18 protein-coding genes are annotated in these 19766 nt (G+C 68.8%); 4 read left to right on the top strand and 14 right to left on the bottom strand.

What is annotated here, in order from left to right:
* Positions 1–62: 62 nt before the first annotated feature.
* The gene (trxA, locus tag P7B02_RS07440) at positions 63–395 is read left to right on the top strand and encodes a thioredoxin (RefSeq protein ID WP_277785687.1); all 333 of its coding nucleotides are present in this window, start codon (positions 63–65) and stop codon (positions 393–395) included.
* Positions 396–464: 69 nt separating this feature from the next.
* Here the strand turns inward: trxA and P7B02_RS07435 are convergent, their stop codons facing one another.
* The 8 genes from P7B02_RS07435 to P7B02_RS07400 all read right to left on the bottom strand — a co-directional run bounded on the left by P7B02_RS07435 (position 465) and on the right by P7B02_RS07400 (position 9700).
* Complete coding sequence (locus P7B02_RS07435; RefSeq protein WP_277785686.1) at positions 465–1517, bottom strand: hypothetical protein; 1053 nt, start codon at positions 1515–1517, stop codon at positions 465–467.
* Between the two features lie 103 nt (positions 1518–1620).
* Positions 1621–2259, bottom strand: a complete 639-nt coding sequence (locus tag P7B02_RS07430) for a response regulator transcription factor (RefSeq protein WP_277785685.1) — start codon at positions 2257–2259, stop codon at positions 1621–1623.
* 93 nt (positions 2260–2352) lie between these two features.
* Positions 2353–4473: a sensor histidine kinase gene (locus P7B02_RS07425; RefSeq protein WP_277785684.1), complete on the bottom strand. Its 2121-nt coding sequence runs from the start codon at positions 4471–4473 to the stop codon at positions 2353–2355.
* 137 nt (positions 4474–4610) lie between these two features.
* On the bottom strand, positions 4611–5927 hold the full coding sequence (locus P7B02_RS07420; protein ID WP_277785683.1) for a bifunctional folylpolyglutamate synthase/dihydrofolate synthase: 1317 nt from the start codon (positions 5925–5927) through the stop codon (positions 4611–4613).
* 11 nt (positions 5928–5938) lie between these two features.
* Positions 5939–6877: an acetyl-CoA carboxylase carboxyltransferase subunit beta gene (locus tag P7B02_RS07415; RefSeq protein ID WP_277785682.1), complete on the bottom strand. Its 939-nt coding sequence runs from the start codon at positions 6875–6877 to the stop codon at positions 5939–5941.
* A 12-nt stretch (positions 6878–6889) separates the two neighbouring features.
* Positions 6890–7717 (bottom strand): tryptophan synthase subunit alpha, encoded by an 828-nt coding sequence (trpA, locus tag P7B02_RS07410; protein ID WP_277785681.1) that lies wholly within the window; start codon positions 7715–7717, stop codon positions 6890–6892.
* Positions 7714–8934, bottom strand: coding sequence for a tryptophan synthase subunit beta (gene trpB, locus P7B02_RS07405; protein WP_277785680.1), 1221 nt, complete (start codon positions 8932–8934; stop codon positions 7714–7716). Before trpB ends, trpA begins: the two co-directional genes overlap by 4 nt.
* 127 nt (positions 8935–9061) lie before the next feature.
* On the bottom strand, positions 9062–9700 hold the full coding sequence (locus P7B02_RS07400) for a phosphoribosylanthranilate isomerase (RefSeq protein WP_277785679.1): 639 nt from the start codon (positions 9698–9700) through the stop codon (positions 9062–9064).
* A gap of 110 nt (positions 9701–9810) precedes the next feature.
* Between P7B02_RS07400 and P7B02_RS07395 the strand changes: the two genes are divergently transcribed.
* Positions 9811–11121, top strand: coding sequence for a sugar MFS transporter (locus P7B02_RS07395; protein WP_277785678.1), 1311 nt, complete (start codon positions 9811–9813; stop codon positions 11119–11121).
* 17 nt (positions 11122–11138) lie between these two features.
* On the opposite strand, the gene P7B02_RS07390 is transcribed toward P7B02_RS07395, so the two are convergent.
* Together P7B02_RS07390 and P7B02_RS07385 are read right to left on the bottom strand one after the other, a co-directional pair.
* Positions 11139–11333, bottom strand: coding sequence for a hypothetical protein (locus P7B02_RS07390; protein WP_277785677.1), 195 nt, complete (start codon positions 11331–11333; stop codon positions 11139–11141).
* Between the two features lie 12 nt (positions 11334–11345).
* A complete protein-coding gene (locus P7B02_RS07385) occupies positions 11346–13679 on the bottom strand; it encodes a GH92 family glycosyl hydrolase (RefSeq protein ID WP_277785676.1) in 2334 nt (777 codons plus the stop codon).
* Positions 13680–13843: 164 nt separating this feature from the next.
* Here P7B02_RS07385 and P7B02_RS07380 point away from each other — a divergent pair, with 164 nt between their 5' ends.
* The gene (locus P7B02_RS07380; protein ID WP_277785675.1) at positions 13844–14242 is read left to right on the top strand and encodes a hypothetical protein; all 399 of its coding nucleotides are present in this window, start codon (positions 13844–13846) and stop codon (positions 14240–14242) included.
* Here P7B02_RS07380 and mscL read toward each other — a convergent pair.
* Positions 14239–14655, bottom strand: coding sequence for a large-conductance mechanosensitive channel protein MscL (gene mscL, locus P7B02_RS07375; RefSeq protein ID WP_277785674.1), 417 nt, complete (start codon positions 14653–14655; stop codon positions 14239–14241). The two genes, P7B02_RS07380 and mscL, sit on opposite strands and share 4 nt — an antisense overlap.
* Positions 14656–14786: 131 nt before the next feature.
* On the opposite strand from mscL, the gene P7B02_RS07370 reads away from it, so the two are divergent.
* Positions 14787–16775, top strand: coding sequence for a TonB-dependent receptor (locus tag P7B02_RS07370; RefSeq protein ID WP_277785673.1), 1989 nt, complete (start codon positions 14787–14789; stop codon positions 16773–16775).
* Between the two features lie 12 nt (positions 16776–16787).
* Here P7B02_RS07370 and P7B02_RS07365 read toward each other — a convergent pair whose 3' ends face one another.
* From P7B02_RS07365 to cmk, 3 genes are all read right to left on the bottom strand, one after another.
* Entirely contained in the window at positions 16788–17078 is a 291-nt protein-coding gene (locus P7B02_RS07365) for an integration host factor subunit beta (RefSeq protein ID WP_277785672.1), read from the bottom strand.
* A 190-nt stretch (positions 17079–17268) separates the two neighbouring features.
* Positions 17269–18978: a 30S ribosomal protein S1 gene (gene rpsA, locus P7B02_RS07360; protein WP_277785671.1), complete on the bottom strand. Its 1710-nt coding sequence runs from the start codon at positions 18976–18978 to the stop codon at positions 17269–17271.
* Positions 18979–19120: 142 nt separating this feature from the next.
* On the bottom strand, positions 19121–19762 hold the full coding sequence (gene cmk / locus P7B02_RS07355; RefSeq protein ID WP_277785670.1) for a (d)CMP kinase: 642 nt from the start codon (positions 19760–19762) through the stop codon (positions 19121–19123).
* Between the last annotated feature and the right edge of the window lie 4 nt (positions 19763–19766).

Raw genomic sequence — 19766 nt, 5'->3', positions numbered from 1 at the left:
CCCTACATCTTTCGCTGAAAGAACGCGCGGGCGATTCCCGCCGCGATGAGGAGCTATCGCCAATGAGCACCGTCACGGTGACCGACGAATCCTTCGAAGCCGACGTGCTGAAGGCCGACAAACCCGTCCTGGTGGACTTCTGGGCCGAGTGGTGCGGTCCCTGCAAGCAGATCGCCCCGGCCCTGGAGCAGATCTCCGAGGAGCTGGCCGACGTGGTGACCGTCGCCAAGGTCAATATCGAGGACAGCCCCACGACCCCGTCGCGCTACGGCGTGCGCGGCATCCCGACCATGATGCTGTTCCGCAACGGCCAGATGGCGTCCATGAAGGTCGGCGCCATGCCCAAGCAGAAGATCCTGGAATGGCTCAACGAGGCCGGCGTCCAGCCCGCCTGAGCCAGGCTCAAGAACTGAACCAGCGGACGGCCCGTCTCCTCGCGGAGGCGGGCCGTTTCGCTTTTCCGATCAGGCCAGGCCGTCGAGGCCTTCATGCGGGGCGCTGGTCCCCAGGATGCTGACCCCATAGGTCGCCTTGCCGGCGTAGAGGTCGGCGTAGAAGTCGCGCACGGCGTCGTCATAGACGCCGACGCCGGCTTGCAGGCCCTTGTGCATCAGGAAACCGGCAGCCGCCGCCTTGGCTCCGATGTCGCCCCCGCCCAGCGCCTTGAAGTAGGCCTCCTGGGCGACGACGTAGTCGATGGCGGCGCTGACATTGACGCCCTTGGCCGCCGCCTCGCTGTTGCCGATGATGGCGGCATAGAGCTTGGTGACCGCCGCCTTGAAGTCGAGCGCGCCGTAGGCGGTGTTGAAGGCGCTGGCCCCTTCGCCTTTCACGCCCAGGTTCACCGCCATGTTGATGTAGCGGTTCTCGGCGTTCAGCAGGGCGTAGGTCGGATCGGTCAGATCAGCCGGATTGCTCGGGCTGTCCACCAGATAGGTCATGCCCGCCTGGGTCGGAATCTTGCCGGTGAAGAACTGATAGACCTGCAGGGCGACCCCGGTGGTGTCCGAGCCGAACTCGACCATCTTGTTCAGGAACTGAGACGGGGTGGCGGTCCCGGCGTTCAGCTGGGTCACCCATTTCGCCATCTCCTGCGCCTCGGCGTAGAACTCGTTCTTCACCTTCTGGCCCGTGGGCGTGGTCAGGAACTCCTCCATCGCCTTGGAGGAAGTGGCCGCGATCCCGGCCAGGGCCTTGAAGGCGTCCTGCACCTGCTGGACCGAAGGCGTCACCACCGGATTGGTCGGAGTGGTGGGCGTGCCGCCGCCCGTGATCTCGCTCAGCGGCGTGCTGGGCGGATACTTCAACAGGGCGTCCTTGAGCGTCTGAACCCCGATGTCGATCAGGCCCGGATTGGCCTCCACGGTCTTCAGCGCCGCGTCGGTCTCCGGCGTCAGCACGCCGAGGCTCTGCAGCATCGCGCGGATGTCGCTGAACTTGAAGCTGGCCTTGATCAGGCCCGCGTCCACAAGCTGGATGAGCCAGGAAAAGTCCCCGATCGTCGGTACGGTCGCCATGTGATGAAATCCCCATCTGCCTTGGCCGGACTAGGCTCCGGCCTTCCCGGGCGGGGACGTTAGGGATCGCCGTTGGGCGGCGGCATCCCCGATTCAGGGGGTGTCAGACCAGGCCGCGCCGGGCCGCCTCCAGCGCCGCCTCGGCCCGCGAGGCGATGTTCAGCTTGCGATAGACGGTCTTCACATAGCCGGCGACCGTATGCTCGCTGATGCCCAGGACCCGGGCGGCCTCGCCCACCCGCAAACCCCGGCCGAGCAGGGCCAGCACCTCGGTCTCGCGCGGTGTCAGGGGTTCCAGATCCTCGGATGAAAGGGGCGGCGCGGCGCGGAAATGCTCCAGCATCCGCCGGGCGATGGATGGCGACAGCGGCGGCTCGCCCCGCTCGATGCGCCGCAAAGCCTGGACGAAGGCGGAGGTGTCCTGGTCCTTCAGCAGATAGCCCTGAGCGCCCGCCGCGATGGCGTCGAACAGGTGCGCGTCATCGTCGAAGATGGTGGTGACGATGGGCGTGGCGGCCGGGTGCTCGCGGGTCAGCTCCCGCACCAGGTCGACCCCCGAGCCGTCCGGCAGGCCGATGTCCACCAGGGCCACGTCCGGCGTGCGCCATTGCAGGGATTCCCGCGCGCCGCGCAGGTCGTCCACGGCCACGATCTCGATGTCGAAGGCCTGGTCCAGCGCCCCGACCAGCCATTCGCGCGTGGTGGACTGGTCCTCGACCACCAGTCCCTTGAGCCGTTGCATGCTGTCTGGGTTCGGCATCCTGGCGCCCCGTCCGTCCGAAGGCGGCACTCTAGGCGCCGCCTCGCCTCCTGCTCATCCCCCGAATGGGGGAGGTCATCCGATGGTCAGGGGCAGAGACATGGCGACGCCGGCTCCACGCTCCTGGTTGGGGAAGGTCAGCTCGCCGCCCAGTTCATCGATCCGTCGGCTCATGTTGCGCAGGCCCGACCCGCCGACGCCCTCTTCCGTCCGGGCTCCCAGGCCGACGCCGTCGTCGCTGACCGTGGTGTGCAGACGGCCGTTCTCCACCTGGACCGCCACGCTGACGCGGGAGGCGCGGGCATGGCGGATGGCGTTGCTGATCATCTCCCGGTGGGCGGAGATCAGGGCGCGATAGGTGCGGTAGTCCAGCAGGGCGTCCTCGCTCTCCGTCGCGGGCGTTTCCCAATCCAGTTCCAAGCCCGCGGCCTCCAGTCGGCGGGCGGTCTCGTGGCGCAGATCGGCGACAACCTGGCTCAGCGGCAGGCCGTCGCCGGTCATGCCGCTGACGATCACGCGGATGTCGCCCAGGGCCTCACGCACCGCCTCGCGGGCGCCGGGAAGGTCCTTGGTGTGCAGCCCCGACAGCAGGCGGGCGCCCACGTCGTCGTGCAGGTCGCGCGCGATGCGGCGGCGCTCCTCGCTGACTCCGCGCTCATAGGCCTCGCGGCTGTCCTGGACGTGGCTCATCATCGCCGCCAGCTGCCGCGCCAGTTTCAGGTGCGCCCTGCCGAACAGGCCGCGTCCGCGCCACGGGTACTGCAGGACCAGGGCCGGGCTGTCGGCGGTGGCGGGCAGGGTCAGGCGCAGGCCATCCTCGCTGGCCCGGGGCGTCGCGGGACCGTTCTCCAGCGGCGTCAGGTCCAGGGGCTCGAACAGCCGGTTCAGCAGTTCGCGCCAGCGGTCCCCGCGCTCCCGGCGGCTGCCGCCGAAGGCCACCTCGATCACCGCGTTGAACAGCTCGTGATCCTCAAGCGTGCGCCGGGCCACCAGGCGTCGCCAAAGCCAGTCGCGCAGCGGCAGATAGGCGAAAGCCACCACCAGCAAAGACAGGCCCAGAGCCGGCCCCTGATCCAGCGGCAGGGTCATGACCAGCACCAGGTCCAGGATCACGAAGGCCGCCGCCGCCCCGGCGTAGAACAGGATGGCGAAGGCCCAGTCCTTGAGGTCGAACAGGCGGTAGCGGCGCAGGCCCAGGGCGACCCCGATGTGGATCAGCAGGAAGAAGCCGAACGCGTAGCCCTGCGGCATGGCCGGGGCGAAGCCCAGCACCTGCGGCGCGGCCATCATGGCCACGAACGCTCCCGCCCCGACGGCCACTGAAAGGCCCAGCCATAGCAGGGCCGCACGGGAGGTCGGGTCTTTGCGCACCGCCACCGCCTGAACGAGAATGGCGGCCAGGATCAGCCCCATCTCGGTGACGATAGGCAGGTGATAGGCGGTCGCCACGTCGGGCGTCAGGCGCAGCAGGGCCACGGCGCCCCAGGCGCCGAAGACCAGTGGCGCCGCCAGAAGCCCGACGGCCGGGACCAGCCGCTTGGGATAGCTGAGGAACACGTTGATCATCGCCACGCCGAACAGGCTGGCGCCCACATAGTTGAGCTCGCACAGCGCACGGAACAACGGCGCGGCCAGGGCCAGCTCCCGCGTGCTGTAGATCGCCGCCGCGTGGGTGAAGGTCAGCATGGCCAGGCCGGTCAGGGCGAACATCCGCGCCGCCCAGTCGCCGGGCCGCAGGGCCCACACCCAGGCGGAGATCAGCAGCCCGCCAAAGCCGACTGCGATCTGGAACCAGAAGCCGAAGGGCAGGTCGCCGATCGCGGCCGGACGGGGCGTGATCTCGACCGTTCGCTCGCCGCCGTCCGCCCCGCGCAGACCCAGGGTGACGACGTCCCGCGCCAGCAGACCGGAAAGCGCCGCCTGCCGCGCCATGAAGCGCTCGCGGGCGGCGAAGTTGTCGATGACGTCCGGCTCTTCGATCAGGTCATCGGGATGGAGCTGGAACGTGGTCGGACCGGCGCTGAGGGACAGAAGCCGTTCGCCGGCCTGAATTCCCCCGGCGGGCCGCTCGATGGCCACCGCGCCGTCCGCCGTAGCGGCCAACTCGAAGCCGAGGCGTGGTGTGGAAAGCGCCGCGGCCGTCGCCGCGATCAGGGCGGCCACCCCTAGAAGCACGGCCGCCACCAGGGTCACCACGGGCGACCTCGAACCCAGAACCCCCACGCTCCCCCCTGCGCACTTGTTCTAATCGCCGCAAGCTGACGTCACGAACGCCGGTACGGCAAGGTGTCACGGGAGTGGCTGCGACGGGGCGCCGCACCTTGGCCTTGGGTTCAGCGCGGCCAGGTCTCTTCGGAGCGGGCCAGGATTTCGCCCGCCAGATAGAGCGAGCCGCAGGCGACGATGTGCGGCGGGCCGTCCTGCATCAGGGCCTCGGCCAGGGCGGCGTCGATGTCGGGACAGGCGACGGCGCGCAGGCCCGCCGCCTTGGCGGCCAGGGCCAGGGTCACCGGATCGGCGGCTGCGTCCGCCTCGAAGCCGGTGGTGAAGACCACGGGGTTCAGGTGCGCCAGGGCGGCGAAGAAGCCCGCGGCGTCCTTGTTGGCCAACAGGCCGGCGATCACCGCCACGGGGCGGCCGTCCTTCAGCGACAGGTGGCCGAGCGCGTCGGCCAGGGCGTGGGCGGCATGCGGGTTGTGGCCGCCGTCCAGCCAGAAATCGGTTCCCGCCACCCGCGCCTTCAGGGCGAACGGGCCGGCGGTCAGGCGCTGGAACCGCGCCGGCCAGACAGCGGAGGCGGCCCCCTTGGCGATGGCCTCATCGTCGATGCGCGGATCGTCCAGGGCCAGCAGGGCCGCCACGGCCAGGCCGGCGTTGTCGATCTGGTGGGCGCCGAACAGGCTCGGCTCTGGCAGATCGAGGAGGCGATCCTCCATCTGCACCAGCAGGCGGCCGTCCGCATTCCAAGCGTCGAAGTCCCGGCCCATCAGGGTCAGGGGTGATCCAGTCCGTTCCGCCTGGGCCTCGATGACGGCCTGCGCCTCGTCCTGTTGGCGGGCGCTGACCGTCCTGGCGCCGCGCTTGATGATCCCGGCCTTCTCGCCGGCGATGGTGGCGACGTCGTTTCCGAGGAACTCGCGGTGGTCGATGTCCACAGGGGCGATGACGCTGACCGTGGGCGCCGGGATCACATTGGTGGCGTCCAGCACCCCGCCCAGGCCCACCTCCAGCAGCAGCAGGTCGGCCGGCGCTTCGGAGAAAGCGACCAGGGCCGCCGCCGTGGTGATCTCGAAGAAGGTGATCGGCTGGCCGTCATTGGCCGCCTCCACCCGGTCGAGGATTTCGGCCAGGTGATCGTCCTCGATCAGCTTTCCGGCCAGGCGGATGCGCTCGGCGAAGCGCACCAGATGGGGCGAGGTGAAGACATGGACCTTCAGGCCCGCCGCCTCGGCCATGGCCCGCATGAAGGCGACGGTCGAGCCCTTGCCGTTGGTGCCGGCTACATGGATCGTCGGCGGCAGGCGGTCCTGCGGATCGCCCAGCGCGGCGCAAAGCCGCCGCATCCGGTCCAGCGACAGGTCGATCTTCTTGGGATGCAGCGCCTGCAGCCGCGCGAGGGCGGCGTCATGGGCGCGAAGGTGGTCGCTCATGGCGTAGGGGCTTAAGCCGCCTTCTTGCGCGCCCGGCCCATCATCAGGGTGCCCAGGATGGAGCCCAGCACCGCGGGCAGCTCCTTGCGGGCGGTGACGCGGTCGACCATGCCCTTCTCCACCAGGAACTCCGAACGCTGGAAGCCCGGCGGCAGGGTCTCGCGGATGGTCTGCTCGATCACCCGCTGGCCGGCGAAGCCGATCAGGGCGCCCGGCTCGGCCAGGTGGACGTCGCCCAGCATGGCGTAGGAGGCGGTGACGCCGCCCGTGGTCGGATCGGTCAGCACCACGATGTAGGGCAGGCCGGCGGTCTTCAGCTTCTGGATCGCCAGGGTCGTGCGGGCCATCTGCATCAGCGACAGGGCGCCTTCCTGCATCCGGGCGCCGCCGGCGGCGGTGTAGATCACCAGCGGGGCGTTGCGCTCCACGGCGGCTTCGGCGGCGGCGATGAAGCCTTCGCCCGCGGCCATGCCCAGCGAACCGCCCATGAAGGCGAAGTCCTGGACCAGGACCACGGTCGGCAGGCCGGTGATCTCACCGAAGCCGATGGCCATGGCGTCCTGTTCGCCGGTCTTCTTGCGGGCCTCCACGAGGCGCTGCTTGTAGGGCTTGCCGTCGGAGAACTTCAGCGGGTCCTCGGCCACCTTCGGGCTCGGCAGGATCTCGTGCTTGCCGTCGTCGAAGGTGTAGCGGAAGCGCGCCTCCGGCCCGATCCGCATGTGGCGCCCGGCCGGGGTGACCCACAGGGCCGCCTCCAGGTCGGGGCGATAGATCATCTCGCCCGTATCCGGGCATTTGACCCAAAGGTTGTCCGGGGTCTCGCGTTTGACGAAGGCCCCGCGCACGCCGGGCGCGATCTTGGCCAGCCAGCCGCCGCGCGAACGCTCGCCAGAGGCGGCCTTGGCCGCTTTTTCGGTCTTCTTGGGGTCTTGGGGGTCCGCCATAGCCATAGCCTTCACCACTCAAGCCTTGTTGGAACGTGCGAAGCGCACAGCGTTAGCAAGCTCTTCAGCTTTGGAAAGAACCGCCGAGGTCACGTTTTTGTTCGATGACAAATTGGATTCCAGTTCGTCGATGAGCGCCGAACCCACCACGGCGGCGTCGGCGACCCGCGCCACGGCCGCCGCGCGATCGGGCGTCTTGATGCCGAAACCCACCGCCACGGGCAGGCCCGAAGCCGCCCGGACCCGGGCCACAGCAGGGGCCACGGCGTCGGCGTCGGCTTCCAGAACCCCGGTCACCCCGGCGACGGAGACGTAATAGACGAAACCCGAGGTGCGCTTGACCACCACCGGCAGGCGCGCATCGTCGGTGGTCGGGGTCGCCAGTCGAATCAGCGACAGGTTCGCCGCATCCAGGGCGTCCACCAGCGGATCAGCCTCTTCCGGCGGGCAATCCACCACGATCAGGCCGTCCGCCCCGGCTTCCGCCGCGTCGCGGGCGAAGGCCTCGAAGCCGTAGTTCACCAGCGGGTTCAGATAACCCATCAGGATCACCGGCGTGTCCTCGTCGCCCTCGCGGAAGGCGCGGACGGTGGCGAGAACGCCCTTGGTGGTCATCTTGCCGGCCAGGGCGCGCTGGCTGGCGCGCTGGATGGTCGGCCCCTCGGCCATGGGGTCCGAGAAGGGGAAGCCCAGCTCGATGATGTCGGCCCCGGCGGCGGGCAGGCCGCGCATGATCTCAAGCGCGGTCGCGGCGTCGGGATCGCCGGCCATGATGTAGGCCACGAACGCGGCGCGGTCCTCGGCGGCCAGCGCGGCGAAGCGGCGGTCGATGCGGTCCTTGGTCAAATCTGGCGTCCCAGGGCGTCGGCCACGGTGAAGATGTCCTTGTCGCCGCGGCCGGACAGGCAAAGGGCGATGACGCCGTCCTTGCCCACGTCGCGCGCCACCTCGCCCAGCTTGGCCAGGGCGTGGGCGCTCTCCAGGGCGGGAATGATGCCCTCGAGCTCGGCGCACAGCTGGAAGGCCTCCAGGGCCTCCTTGTCGGTGCAGGTCAGGTATTGGGCCCGGCCCACGTCGTGCAGCCACGAATGCTCCGGCCCGATGCCCGGATAGTCCAGGCCGGCGGAGATGGAGTGGGCGTCCAGGATCTGGCCGTCGTCGTCCTGCAGCAGGTAGGTGCGGTTGCCGTGCAGCACGCCCGGGCGGCCGCCGGTCAGGGACGCGGCGTGCTTGTCGGTGTCCAGCCCGTGGCCGGACGCCTCGACGCCATAGATCCGCACGCCCTCGTCATTGAGGAACGGATGGAACATGCCGATGGCGTTGGAGCCGCCGCCCACGCAGGCGACCACGGCGTCGGGCAGGCGGCCTTCCAGCTCCAGGATCTGCTCGCGGGTCTCCGCGCCGATCACGGCCTGGAAATCGCGGACCATGGCCGGATAGGGGTGCGGGCCGGCGGCGGTGCCGATCAGGTAATAGGTGTCGGCCACGTTCGTGACCCAGTCGCGCATGGCCTCGTTCATGGCGTCCTTCAGGGTCGCCGCGCCGGAGGTCACGGGACGCACTTCGGCGCCCAGCAGGTTCATGCGGAAGACGTTGGGCTTCTGACGGGCCACGTCCGTGGCGCCCATATAGACCACGCAGGGCAGGTCGAAGCGGGCGCAGACCGTGGCCGAGGCGACCCCGTGCTGGCCGGCGCCGGTCTCGGCGATGATCCGGGTCTTGCCCATGCGGCGGGCCAGCAGGATCTGGCCCATGCAGTTGTTGATCTTGTGCGCGCCGGTGTGATTCAGCTCTTCGCGCTTGAAATAGATCTTCGCGCCGCCGAAGTGCCTGGTCAGGCGCTCGGCGAAATAGAGCGGGCTCGGGCGCCCCACATAGTGGGTCAGATAGCCCTTCAGCTCGGCCTGGAACGCCGGATCGGCCTTGGCCTCGGCATAGGCGCGGTCCAGTTCAAGGACCAGCGGCATCAGGGTTTCGGCCACATAGCGGCCGCCGAACTCGCCGAAGCGGCCGGCGGAATCCGGATAGGCCGTGTAGTCGTTGGGCGTTGCGGGCAGGCTCAATTGAGGCTCAGGCGCGGCGTACGGCGATCGAAGGGCCGTTACAGAAGACGCGTCCTTTAGTCCGGTGACGCCTCCGACGCCAGAAGAAACAGGCTGCGAGAACAGCGGTCGCCCAGCACCGGCGGGCTCAGCCGCGCCGGACGGCGTCCAGGAAGGTCCCGATCAGGGCGGGGTCCTTGAGGCCGGCGCCCCGCTCGACACCGGAGGAGACGTCCACCAAGGGGGCGTCAGAAAGCTCGATCGCCTCGCGCACGTTCCAGGGATCGAGGCCGCCCGCCAAGAACCACGGGCGGGCGAAGCGGCGGCCCTTCAACAAGGTCCAGTCGAACCGCGCGCCGGTGCCGCCAGGCAGTTCGGAATCCTTGGGCGGCTTGGCGTCGAACATCAGATGCTCGGCCACCTCCTCGAAGGCGCGGGCCGCCTCGATCTCCACCGAGGTGGAGACGGAGACCGCCTTGATGACCCCCGCGCCGGTCCGCACCGCGATGTCACGCACCCGCGCCGGGGTCTCCTTGCCGTGGACCTGGATCAGGTCGGGGCGAAGGGTCTCCATCAGGCGCTCAAGCAGGGCGTCGTCGGGGTCCACAGTCACCGCCACGACCTTCGCCTTGCCTCGCGCCGGCGTGGCCAGGCGGCCGGCGGTTTGGGGGTCGATGTCACGCGGGCTCTTGGGAAAGAACACGAAGCCGATGTGCGAGGCGCGCCCGTCGAGGGCGGCCTTAACCGCCTCGGGTGTCGACAATCCGCAGATCTTGGCCGTGGTCATGGGGCCGATGTGCGCCCTCCCCGTTTGGCGCGCAAGCCTTGACAGCGTTGTCATCAACAGTGTCGATAGCGCTCCGCTAAAAGCGAATAAGAAAGATCGGGGAGGATTTCATGGTTCAGGTCGGCGGCGCGCCCGCGAATGCGAGCGCCCAGAACGGCAGCGGCTTCCTGCTGCCTTGGGTGATCGTGCTGTTCTTCGCCTGGGGCTTCTCCACCTGCATGGTGGATCTGCTGGCTCCGGCGCTGAAGGCGGTGTTCACCCTCACCAACTTCGAGGCGGGCCTGACCCAGTTCGCCTTCTTCCTGGGCTATTTCGTCATCTCCCTGCCGGCCAGCGCCCTGTTGTCCAAGCTGGGCTATCTGCGCTCTATCGTGCTCGGCCTGCTGATCATGATGGTCGGCTGCCTGCTGTTCGCCCCCGCCGCCAACGCGGGCGTGTTCTGGGGCTTCCTGGCGGCGCTGTTCATCCTCGCCTCGGGCATCACCATCCTGCAGGTGGCGGCCAACCCGATCGTCACCATGCTGGGCAAGGCCGAGACGGCCTCCAGCCGCCTGACCTTCGCCCAGTTTCTGAACTCCTTCGGCACCTTCATCGCGCCGTTCATTGGCTCGGCCCTGATCCTCAGCCACATCGAAAAGGCGCCGGATCCCGCGACCCTGACCCAGGCCCAGCTGGAGGCCCTGCGCCACACCCAGGCCCAGGCGGTCCAGGCGCCCTACATGGTCATCGCCGCCGTTCTGGCGGTGCTGGCCCTGATCTTCTTCCTGCTTCGTAATCACGACCATGCGCCGAAGCCGGAGAAGGCGCCGAGCCTTGGCGAAATGTTCGGCCTGCTGCGCCGCAAGCGCCTGGCCTTCGCCGTGCTCTGCATCTTCCTCTACGTGGGCGCGGAGGTGTCGATCGGCACCTACATGACCACCTATCTGTCGCAGCCGAACACCCTGGCCCTGCCGCTCTCGAGCGCCGGCCACATGGTCGCCTACTACTGGGGCGGGGCCATGGTCGGCCGCCTCATCGGCGCCTGGGTCCTGGCCCGCGTCTCGCCGGGCAAGGTGCTGGCCTTCTGCGCCGTGGGCGCCTCGGTCCTGATCGCGGTTTCGGCCTTCTCCACCGGCTTCACGGCGGGCTACGCGATCATCGCCGTGGGCCTGTTCAACTCGGTGATGTTCCCGACCATCTTCGCCATCGCCCTGGCGGGCACGGGCACCAAGATGCCGGCGGCGTCCGGCCTGCTGTGCATGGCCATCGTCGGGGGCGCCCTGCTGCCGCCGGCCACCGGCTTCCTCGGCGACCATATCGGCCTGGGCCTGGCCTTCCTGCTGCCGGCCGCCTGCTACCTGGTGATCGCCCTGTTCGGCTGGACCTCGCGCAAGCCCGAGGTCGAGGTCGAGGTCGAGCCGGCGCCGGCCATCACCAACTGATCTAAAGGCGGCGGGCTCTAACGGGCCCGCCGTCCGGCCTTCGCGGCCCAGACGATGGCCGCGCTGGACAGCAAAATTCCGGTCATCAGGCAGGTGATCGCCAGGATGCCCGCCGGCGTGACCCGCACCTCCGCCCGGCCGCTGAACGGCCCGGCGCGGTATTCCGCCAGGGCGGATTGTTCGTCGCGACCTAGGCTGCGGTCGTCGGACATGGGCGCCATCCTCTACCGATAGGGCGACATGGAATAGGGGCGGTCGGCTTTGCCGGTCGCCCAGGTCTTGTTCGGCGCCGCCTGCATGACGAAGCGCAGCTCGCCGCCGGCCAGGATGTCCTCGTGGCGCAGCACCGCGCGGGTCAGCGGCTTGCCGTTCAGGCGGGCCGAGCCGACATACCTGTTGGCGTCCGCCAGCCCTTCGGTGACGATGGTGAACCGTTTGCCGTTGGGCAGGTTCAGGGTCGCCTTCTCCACGAACGGGCGGCCGATGACGTACTCGTTGGAGCCCGGCGCCACCGGATAGAAGCCCAGCCCCGTGAACACCACCCAGGCCGACATCTGGCCCAGGTCGTCATTGCCCGACAGACCGTCCGGCGTCGGCTTGTACTGGCTCTCGACGATCTGCTTCAGCCGCTCCTGGGTGCGCCAGGGCTGGCCGGCGTGGACGTACTGATAGGCCGCCTGGTGGCTGGGCTCGTTGCCGTGGATGTACTGGCCGATCAGGCCGCTGATGTCCTCGGCGTGGGAGTAGTCGAGCTTGGAGTTGTCGTAGTCGAACATGGCGTCCAGCTTGCCGACGAGCTTGGCGTCACCGCCCAGGTTGCGGATCAGGCCGGCGGTGTCGTGCGGCACGTACCAGCTGTACTGCCAGGCGTTCCCCTCGGTGTAGTCAGAGCCGTAGTTGATCGCCGTGGGATCGAAGGGCTCGCGGAAGGTCCCGTCGCTGTTGCGGGCGCGGACGAAGCCGGTCTTGGCGTCGAAGACGTTGCGCCAGTAGGCGGCGCGCTTATCGAACTTGGCGGCGGTCTCGGTGTCGCCCAGGTCGCGGGCCATGCGGGCGATGGTCCAGTCGTCGAAGGCGTACTCGACGGTCTTGGACGCCCCCTCGGGGGACTTGTCGATCGGCACGTAGCCGCGCGCCATGTACTCGTCCAGGCCGCCATAGGGGCCGTATTCCGCGCTGGCGACCATGGCCTCCAGCGCCGCCTTGCCGTCGAAGCCGCGAATACCCTTCATCCAGGCGTCGGCGATCACCGGCACGGCGTGATAGCCGATCATGGTCCAGGTCTCTTGGCCGTGGAACGACCACACCGGCAGGATGCCGAACGGGCTGACCTTCTGCGCCGCCAGCAGGGAATTGACGAAGTCGGCGTTGCGCTCGGCCGGCTGGATCAGGGTCAGCAGCGGATGTTCGGCCCGATAGGTGTCCCACAGCGAAAAGGTCGAGTGGTTGCGGAAGCCCTTGGCCGTATGGACGGCGTTGTCCGGCCCGCGATAGCGGCCGTCCACGTCCATGAACAGGGTGGGGCCCATCAGCGTGTGGTACAGCGCCGAATAGAGCGACGCCTTGGTCTGGGCCGGGGCGTCCATCTCAACCGCCGACAGGGCCTGGTTCCATTGGGCGCGGGCCGCGGCCTTCACCCCGTCGAAGTTCCAGTCGGCGACCTCGGTGTCCAGGTTCAGAAGCGCGTTGTCCTCGCTGACGCCGCTGATCGACACCTTGACCAGCACCTCATCGCCGGCCGCCAGCTCGCCGAAGTCCAGCGATCCGACCATGGCGCGGCCCTCGCGCTGATCAGGATCCGGCTTGCCGTGGGCGGGCTGCTTGAAGCCGTTATAGGGGATGTTCTGCTCGCGGTTCAGGAAGCTGTGACCCTTCACCGGCCGCGAGAACCGCATGGCGAAATAGAGCTGCCGCGCCGGGGCCCAGCCGCGGGTCTGGCGCATGCCGGTGACCGCCCCGTCGGGCCGCAGCCGCAGGCGCGACCACAGCACCTTGCCGTCATAGTCGTAGATGGCGTGGCGCAGATCGACGACCACATGGGCCGGGCCCGCCTTGGCGAAGCGGTAGCGATGCAGGCCCACCCGCTCGGTGGCGGTCAGCTCGGCCTTCACCCCGTTGTCGATCAGATCGACCGCGTAGTAGCCCGGCGACGCCGCCTCGGTCTTCTTGTCGATGCGCGAGCGATAGCCGACGCCGGCCTCGCCCGGATCGAGCCTGGCCTCGCCGCTCATGGCGGTGACCAGGATGTCGCCCAGGTCCGAGTGGCCGGAGCCCGAGAAGTGGGTGTGGGAGAAGCCCAGCACCGTCTGGTCGCCGTGCTGATAACCGGCGGCCCAGGGATAGCTGTCCTTGCCGAAGTGGGCGGTCTTGGTGTCGGGGCTCAACTGCACCATGCCGAAGGGCACGGTGGCGCCAGGGAAGGTGTGGCCGTATCCGCCCGTGCCGATGAACGGGTCCACGAAGGATGCGGGATCCTTGGCCTGGGCGACGGCCTGACCGGCGGCCAATACAAGCGCCAAGGCCGCGCAGAACCCGGTCACCAACCCGCCAGCCTTCATCACGCAACCCCTCATCACGCCAGATTTTCGGCCCGCACCTTAGCCGAGACGCGGCCTTGCGAAAGCGGGGTTTGGCGGTTTGGCGCCCAGCGGCGCGGCCGCTCAAGCTTGGAACGGCCTCGCGGTCCCCAGGGTTGATTGCCCCGAAGATGGGAGAGAGGCCCATGCGCGAGATCATGATCGGGGCGGTGGCCGCCCTGCTCCTCACCGGCGGCGTCAGCCGCGCGGACGAGAAGAAACCCGGCATCGTCCAGAACCTCGCCGGCACGGTGGGCAGCGTGGCCGGCAGCACCGCGGGCGCGGCGGCGGGCCCCGTGGCCGGCGCCGCCGGCGGCATCGTCGGCGGTTATATCGGCAAGGGCGCGGGCGGCCTGGTCAGCAAGGTCTTCGGCGGCGGCAAGAAGGACAAGAAGAAGGACGACGCGCCGGCCCTGACCGTGGCGGCCACTGACGCCGCGACGCCCGCGGCCGCTCATGTGCCGGAACCGAAGGTCCTCGACCTTCCGGCGGCGAGCCCTGCCGCGCCGCCGGTCCTGGCCTTGCCGGACGCGCCGAAGGGTTAGGGGCGCTTCTTCAGCTCGTCCCGGATCTCGGCCAGCAGGGCCTCGGTGGGGGTCGGCGCGGCGGGAGCGGCCTCTGCCTCCTCGGCATGCTGGCGGCGCAGGGTGTTGACGATCTTCACCAGTACGAACACGGCCATGGCCACGATCAGGAACTGGATGATGGTGTTGATGAAGGCGCCGTACTGGATGGCGACCTTCTCGATCTCCTCGGTGGCCGGGTTCTCGGAGCGTAGCACCCATTCCAGCTTCGAGAAGTCGAGGCCGCCGGTGGCCAGGCCGATGGGCGGCATCACCACCTGGTCGACAAGGCTTTTCACGATGCTGTTGAAGGCCGCGCCGATGATCACGCCGACGGCGAGGTCGATGACGTTGCCTCGCGCGATGAACTCGCGAAATTCCTTGATGATGCTCACTTGGCGGCTCCTGAAACTTGCCCGACCTCTATAGGCTGGCCGGGTTCGGATGGGCGGGTCAAGTTTGGCTGAACCAGTCGAGGGTGAGATCGTTCCGTCTGGAGCGTAGCTGTTCGTGGGGGAGTTTTCGTATGTTTGACGCGCCGCCGGCCGTGGATGCCGTCGTGGTCACCGCGCCGCGTCTTCCCGATGCCCCCGCCGCCGCCGTCTTCTCCTCCGTTCAGGTCGATCCTCGGCTGCTGGACGCCCGTCCGCGGGTGGACGAGGCGTTGAAGAGCGCGCCCGGCGCCTCGCTCTTTCGCCGGCAGGGTTCGGCCATCGCCAATCCCACCACCCAGGGCCTGTCCCTGCGCTCCATCGCCCCCTCCGGCGCCGGCCGCGCCTTGGTGACCCTGGACGGCGCGCCGCTCAACGATCCGTTCGGCGGCTGGGTGATCTGGAGCCAGGTCCAACCCTCGACGCTCGGCGCGGCGCAGATCGTGCGCGGGGCGGGGGCTGGTCCATACGGCGCCGGCGCCCTGACCGGCGTGGTGCGCCTGCAGACCGCCGACGGCGTGGCGGACGATGTCCAACTCGAACTGTCCGGCGGCGAACAGGGCTATGGCCGCGCCGCCGTCCTGGCGCGCGGGGCGGACCGGCGTCTGCTGGTCTCCGGCGCCTATGAGCGGTTCGACGGCCAGACGCCGGTGCGCGGACCGCGACGCGGCGCGGCGGATGTTCCCATCGACCTAGAGAGCACCGGCCTTTCCGCCGCTTTCGGCGACCGGATCGGCGAGGTCGAACTGGGCGTCCGCGCCGCCGGCTGGCGAGAGAAGCGGGGCGCGGGCCTGCGCGGCGCCGACAGCGTCGCTTCGGGCAAGAGCTTGGCCGCCACGGCGGCGCGCCAGGCCAAGGACGGCCGTCCCGGCTGGCGGCTGCAGGCTTGGGCGGTGGAGAGTGATCTGCGCAACGGTTCGGCAGCGACCGCGGCGGATCGCAGCTCGACCACCGCCGCCAACGATCAATACGCCACCCCTGCGGAAGGTTACGGCCTCAACGCCGCCCTGCGCGGGTCTTGGTGGGAGATCGGCGTGGACGGTCGGCTGTTCGAGGGCGAGAGCCGCGAGCGTTTCCGCAACATGGGCGGCGTCTTCACCCGCACCCGCGTGGCGGGCGGACAGGCCTCCGTGGCTGGCGTCTACGGCGAGGCGTGGCGCGAGAGCGGCCCGCTGCTGCTGACGGCCGGCGTGCGCCTGGACCGCTGGTCCTCCAGCGACGCCAAGCGTCAGGAGCGGGACATCCAGACGGGCGCCGTGACCCTGGACGAGCGACCCGCCGACCGCGACGGAACCACCCCCACGGCCCGCGCGGGCCTGCGCTATGCGGTGAACGACGGGCTGCACCTGCGCGCGGCCGCCTATTCCGGCTTCCGACCAGCCACTCTCAACGAACTGCATCGCCCGTTCCGGGTTGGCAACGATATCACCGAGGCCAATGCCGGGCTGGAGCCCGAGCGTCTGTTCGGCGCAGAGCTGGGCGTCGGCGGAGAGTTTTCAGGCCTGACCTGGTCGCTGACCGCCTTCGCCACCCGGCTGGAGGACGCCATCGCCAACGTCACCATCGGCGCGGGGCCCGGAACCTTCCCCGTGGCGGGCTTCGTCCCGGCGGGCGGCGTGCTGCGCCAACGCCAGAACGTCGGCCGGATCGAGGCGCTTGGGCTGGAGATCGAGGCGTCGAAGGACTTCGGCGAGGCTGTCAGCCTGCGCGCCGCCCTCTCCGGCACGGACGCGGAAGTGGACGGCGCCTCCGCCGCCCCTCAACTGACCGGCAAGCGGCCCGCCCAGGCGCCGCGCTGGACGGCGACGGCGGGCGCGGAGTGGCGGATGAACGCCGTCCTGACCGCCTCGGCTGATCTTCGCTACGAAAGCGCGCGGTGGGAGGACGACCTCAACACCCGCCGCCTGGGCTCGGCCCTGACCACGGACGTGCGGCTGGATGCGGATCTGGGGCGTCACGCCCGCCTGTTCGTGGCCGCCGACAACCTGCTCGACGCCAGGATCGAAACGGTGGAGAGCGCCGATGGTCTGGAAAGCTTCGCGCCCGGCCGTCTGGTGCGGGCGGGGATCGTTCTTCGCCGCTAGGCGGCGGAAGGCCTATTCGTCGCCGTCGGCGTTCAGGCGGGCGCGCAGCTCCTTGCCGCTCTTGAAGAACGGCACATGCTTGGCGCGGACCTCGACGGTCTCGCCCGTGCGCGGATTGCGGCCCGAACGGGCGGGGCGCGAACGGACCGAGAAGGCGCCGAAGCCGCGCAATTCCACCCGGCCGCCCTTTTCCAGGGCGGCGATCATCTGATCGAGGATCACGCCGACGACGCGCTCGATGTCCTTCTGGGTCAGGTGCGGGTTTTCGCCGGCCAGTTTGGCGATCAGCTCCGACTTGATCATCTCGTCCCCCGACAGGCTAAGCGAAACACAAAAACGCGCTGGTCGGCCCGCGGGCCTGACCTTTGCCCAAGGCGGCGTGAGTCTTCAAGTGCTTGCGCGCCAAAGGTTTAGGGTCTCGAGGGTGATCAAAAAGAAAACGGCGGCCCGGGAGACCCGGACCGCCGCAATCTTCAGCAGACCTGAAGGACGATTAGTCCTTGCCGGCCTTGTCGCGCAGAGCCGCGCCGAGGATGTCGCCCAGCGAGGCGCCCGAGTCCGAAGACCCGAACTGCTCGATGGCTTCCTTCTCGTCGGCCAGTTCCAGCGACTTGATCGACAGCGACACGCGGCGAGCGGCCTTGTCGATGTTGGTCACTTGAGCGTCGATGCGGTCGCCGACGGCGAAACGCTCCGGACGCTGCTCCTGACGGTCGCGCGACAGGTCCGACTTGCGGATGAAGGCGCTCATCGGCGCATCGTCTTCGCCGAAGCGGACTTCGATGCCGCCCGAGGTGACTTCCGTCACGACCACGGTGACCGTCTGGCCCTTGCGGTAGGTGTCGCCGGTCATCGGATCGCCGCCGAGCTGCTTGATGCCCAGGCTGATGCGTTCCTTCTCGACGTCCACGTCCAAGACGCGGGCCTTGACCACGTCGCCCTTCTTGTAGCGGGCCATGGCTTCTTCACCCGGCACGGTCCAGTCGATGTCCGACAGGTGCACCATGCCGTCGATGTCGTTGTCCAGGCCGATGAACAGGCCGAATTCGGTGGCGTTCTTGACTTCGCCTTCCACGGTCGAACCGACCGGGTGAGCTTCCAGGAACGCATCCCACGGGTTGGCTTGAGCCTGCTTCAGGCCCAGCGACACGCGGCGCTTCGACGGATCGACGTCCAGGACGACCACATCCACTTCTTGCGAGGTGGAGACGATCTTGCCCGGGTGGACGTTCTTCTTGGTCCAGGACATTTCCGAGACGTGCACCAGGCCTTCAACGCCGGCTTCCAGCTCCACGAAGGCGCCGTAGTCGGTGATGTTGGTGATGCGGCCCGTGAACTTGGCGCCGACCGGGTACTTGGCTTCAACGCCATCCCACGGATCCGACTGCAGCTGCTTCATGCCGAGGCTGATGCGCTGGGTGTCCGGGTTGATCTTCACGATCTGGACCTTCACGGTGTCGCCGACCGCGAGCACTTGGCTCGGGTGCGAGACGCGCTTCCAGCTCATGTCGGTGACGTGCAGCAGGCCGTCGATGCCGCCCAGGTCGACGAACGCACCGTAGTCGGTGATGTTCTTGACCACGCCTTCGCGGATTTCACCCTCTTGCAGCTGCGACACCAGTTCGGTGCGCTGCTCGGCGCGGGCTTCTTCCAGGATGGCGCGACGCGACACGACGATGTTGCCGCGCGGACGGTCCATCTTGAGGATGGCGAACGGTTGTTCCTTGCCCATCAGCGGGCCGACGTCGCGGACCGGACGGATGTCGACTTGCGAGCCCGGCAGGAAGGCCGAAGCGCCGCCCAGGTCGACGGTGAAGCCGCCCTTCACGCGGCCCACGATGGCGCCCATGACCGGTTCGTTCTTGGCGTAGACGCCTTCCAGACGGGTCCAGGCTTCCTCGCGGCGGGCCTTGTCGCGGCTGATGACCGCTTCGCCCATGGCGTTTTCGAGGCGCTCGAGGAACACTTCAACGGTGTCGCCGACCTTCACGGTCGCCTTGCCGTTCTCGTCGAGGCCGAATTCCTTCAGCTGAACGCGGCCTTCGGTCTTCAGACCGACGTCGACGATCGCGAAATCCTTCTCGATGCCCACGATCTTGCCGTGAACGACGCTGCCTTCCATGAAGTCGCGGCCGCCCATGGCGTTGTCGAGAAGCGCGGCGAAGTCGTCGCGGCTCGGGTTCATGCTCATATCGTCAGCCATGCTGATCTTGGTCTCTTAGGGTTGGGGGACGACCGAAAACGGGTGCGAACACCGGCGGTTCTCGGGAATCCGGGTGAATTGTAGAGAAGAGTGATGTCCCGCGGCGGTCGAGGTTCAGCGCGTTGGATTTGGCCTTGCCCGGCTAGATGCCGGCCTTGGCGCGCGCCGCCTCGACGATACGGCGGGCCGCATCGATGGCCGCGTCTATAGTCTTTTCGGACGTATCCAGCAAGACCGCGTCCTCGGCCTTGGCCAGGGGGGCGCTGTGGCGGCCGCTGTCCCGTTCATCCCGCTTGCGGATGTCGGCGAGAATTTCTTCGTAGGTCACGGCCTCGCCCTGGCCGTTCAACTGGCGCCAGCGCCGTTCGGCGCGCACTTCCGGCGCGGCGGTCACGAACAGCTTGGCCTGGGCGTGGGGCGTGATCACCGTGCCGATGTCCCGGCCGTCCAGCACCGCGCCGGGCTCGTGGGCGGCGAAGCTCTTCTGCAGATCGAGAAGCGCCGCGCGGACGCCGGCGTGAACCGCCACGCGGCTGGCCGCTTCGCCCGCCGCGCGGGTTCGGACCTCGGGGCGCTCCAGCGCCGACAGCTCCAACCCGCGGGCGCAGGCCTCGGCCGCCGCCCCGTCGTCCAGATCCTGGTGGTCGGCCAGCAGGCGCACCCCGACCGCCCGGTACAGCAGGCCGGTGTCCAGGAAGGGAAAGCCGAAATCCTTGGCCAGGACATTGGCGATGGTGCCCTTGCCCGAGGCGGCGGGTCCGTCGACGGCGATGATGAAGCCCATGGCC

It is taken from the genome of Caulobacter segnis (genome assembly GCF_029543125.1).
In the GTDB taxonomy this organism is placed as follows: domain Bacteria; phylum Pseudomonadota; class Alphaproteobacteria; order Caulobacterales; family Caulobacteraceae; genus Caulobacter; species Caulobacter segnis_D.
The sequence above is the reverse complement of the archived record's forward strand: the minus strand, read 5'-3'. Positions and strand labels throughout refer to the sequence as shown.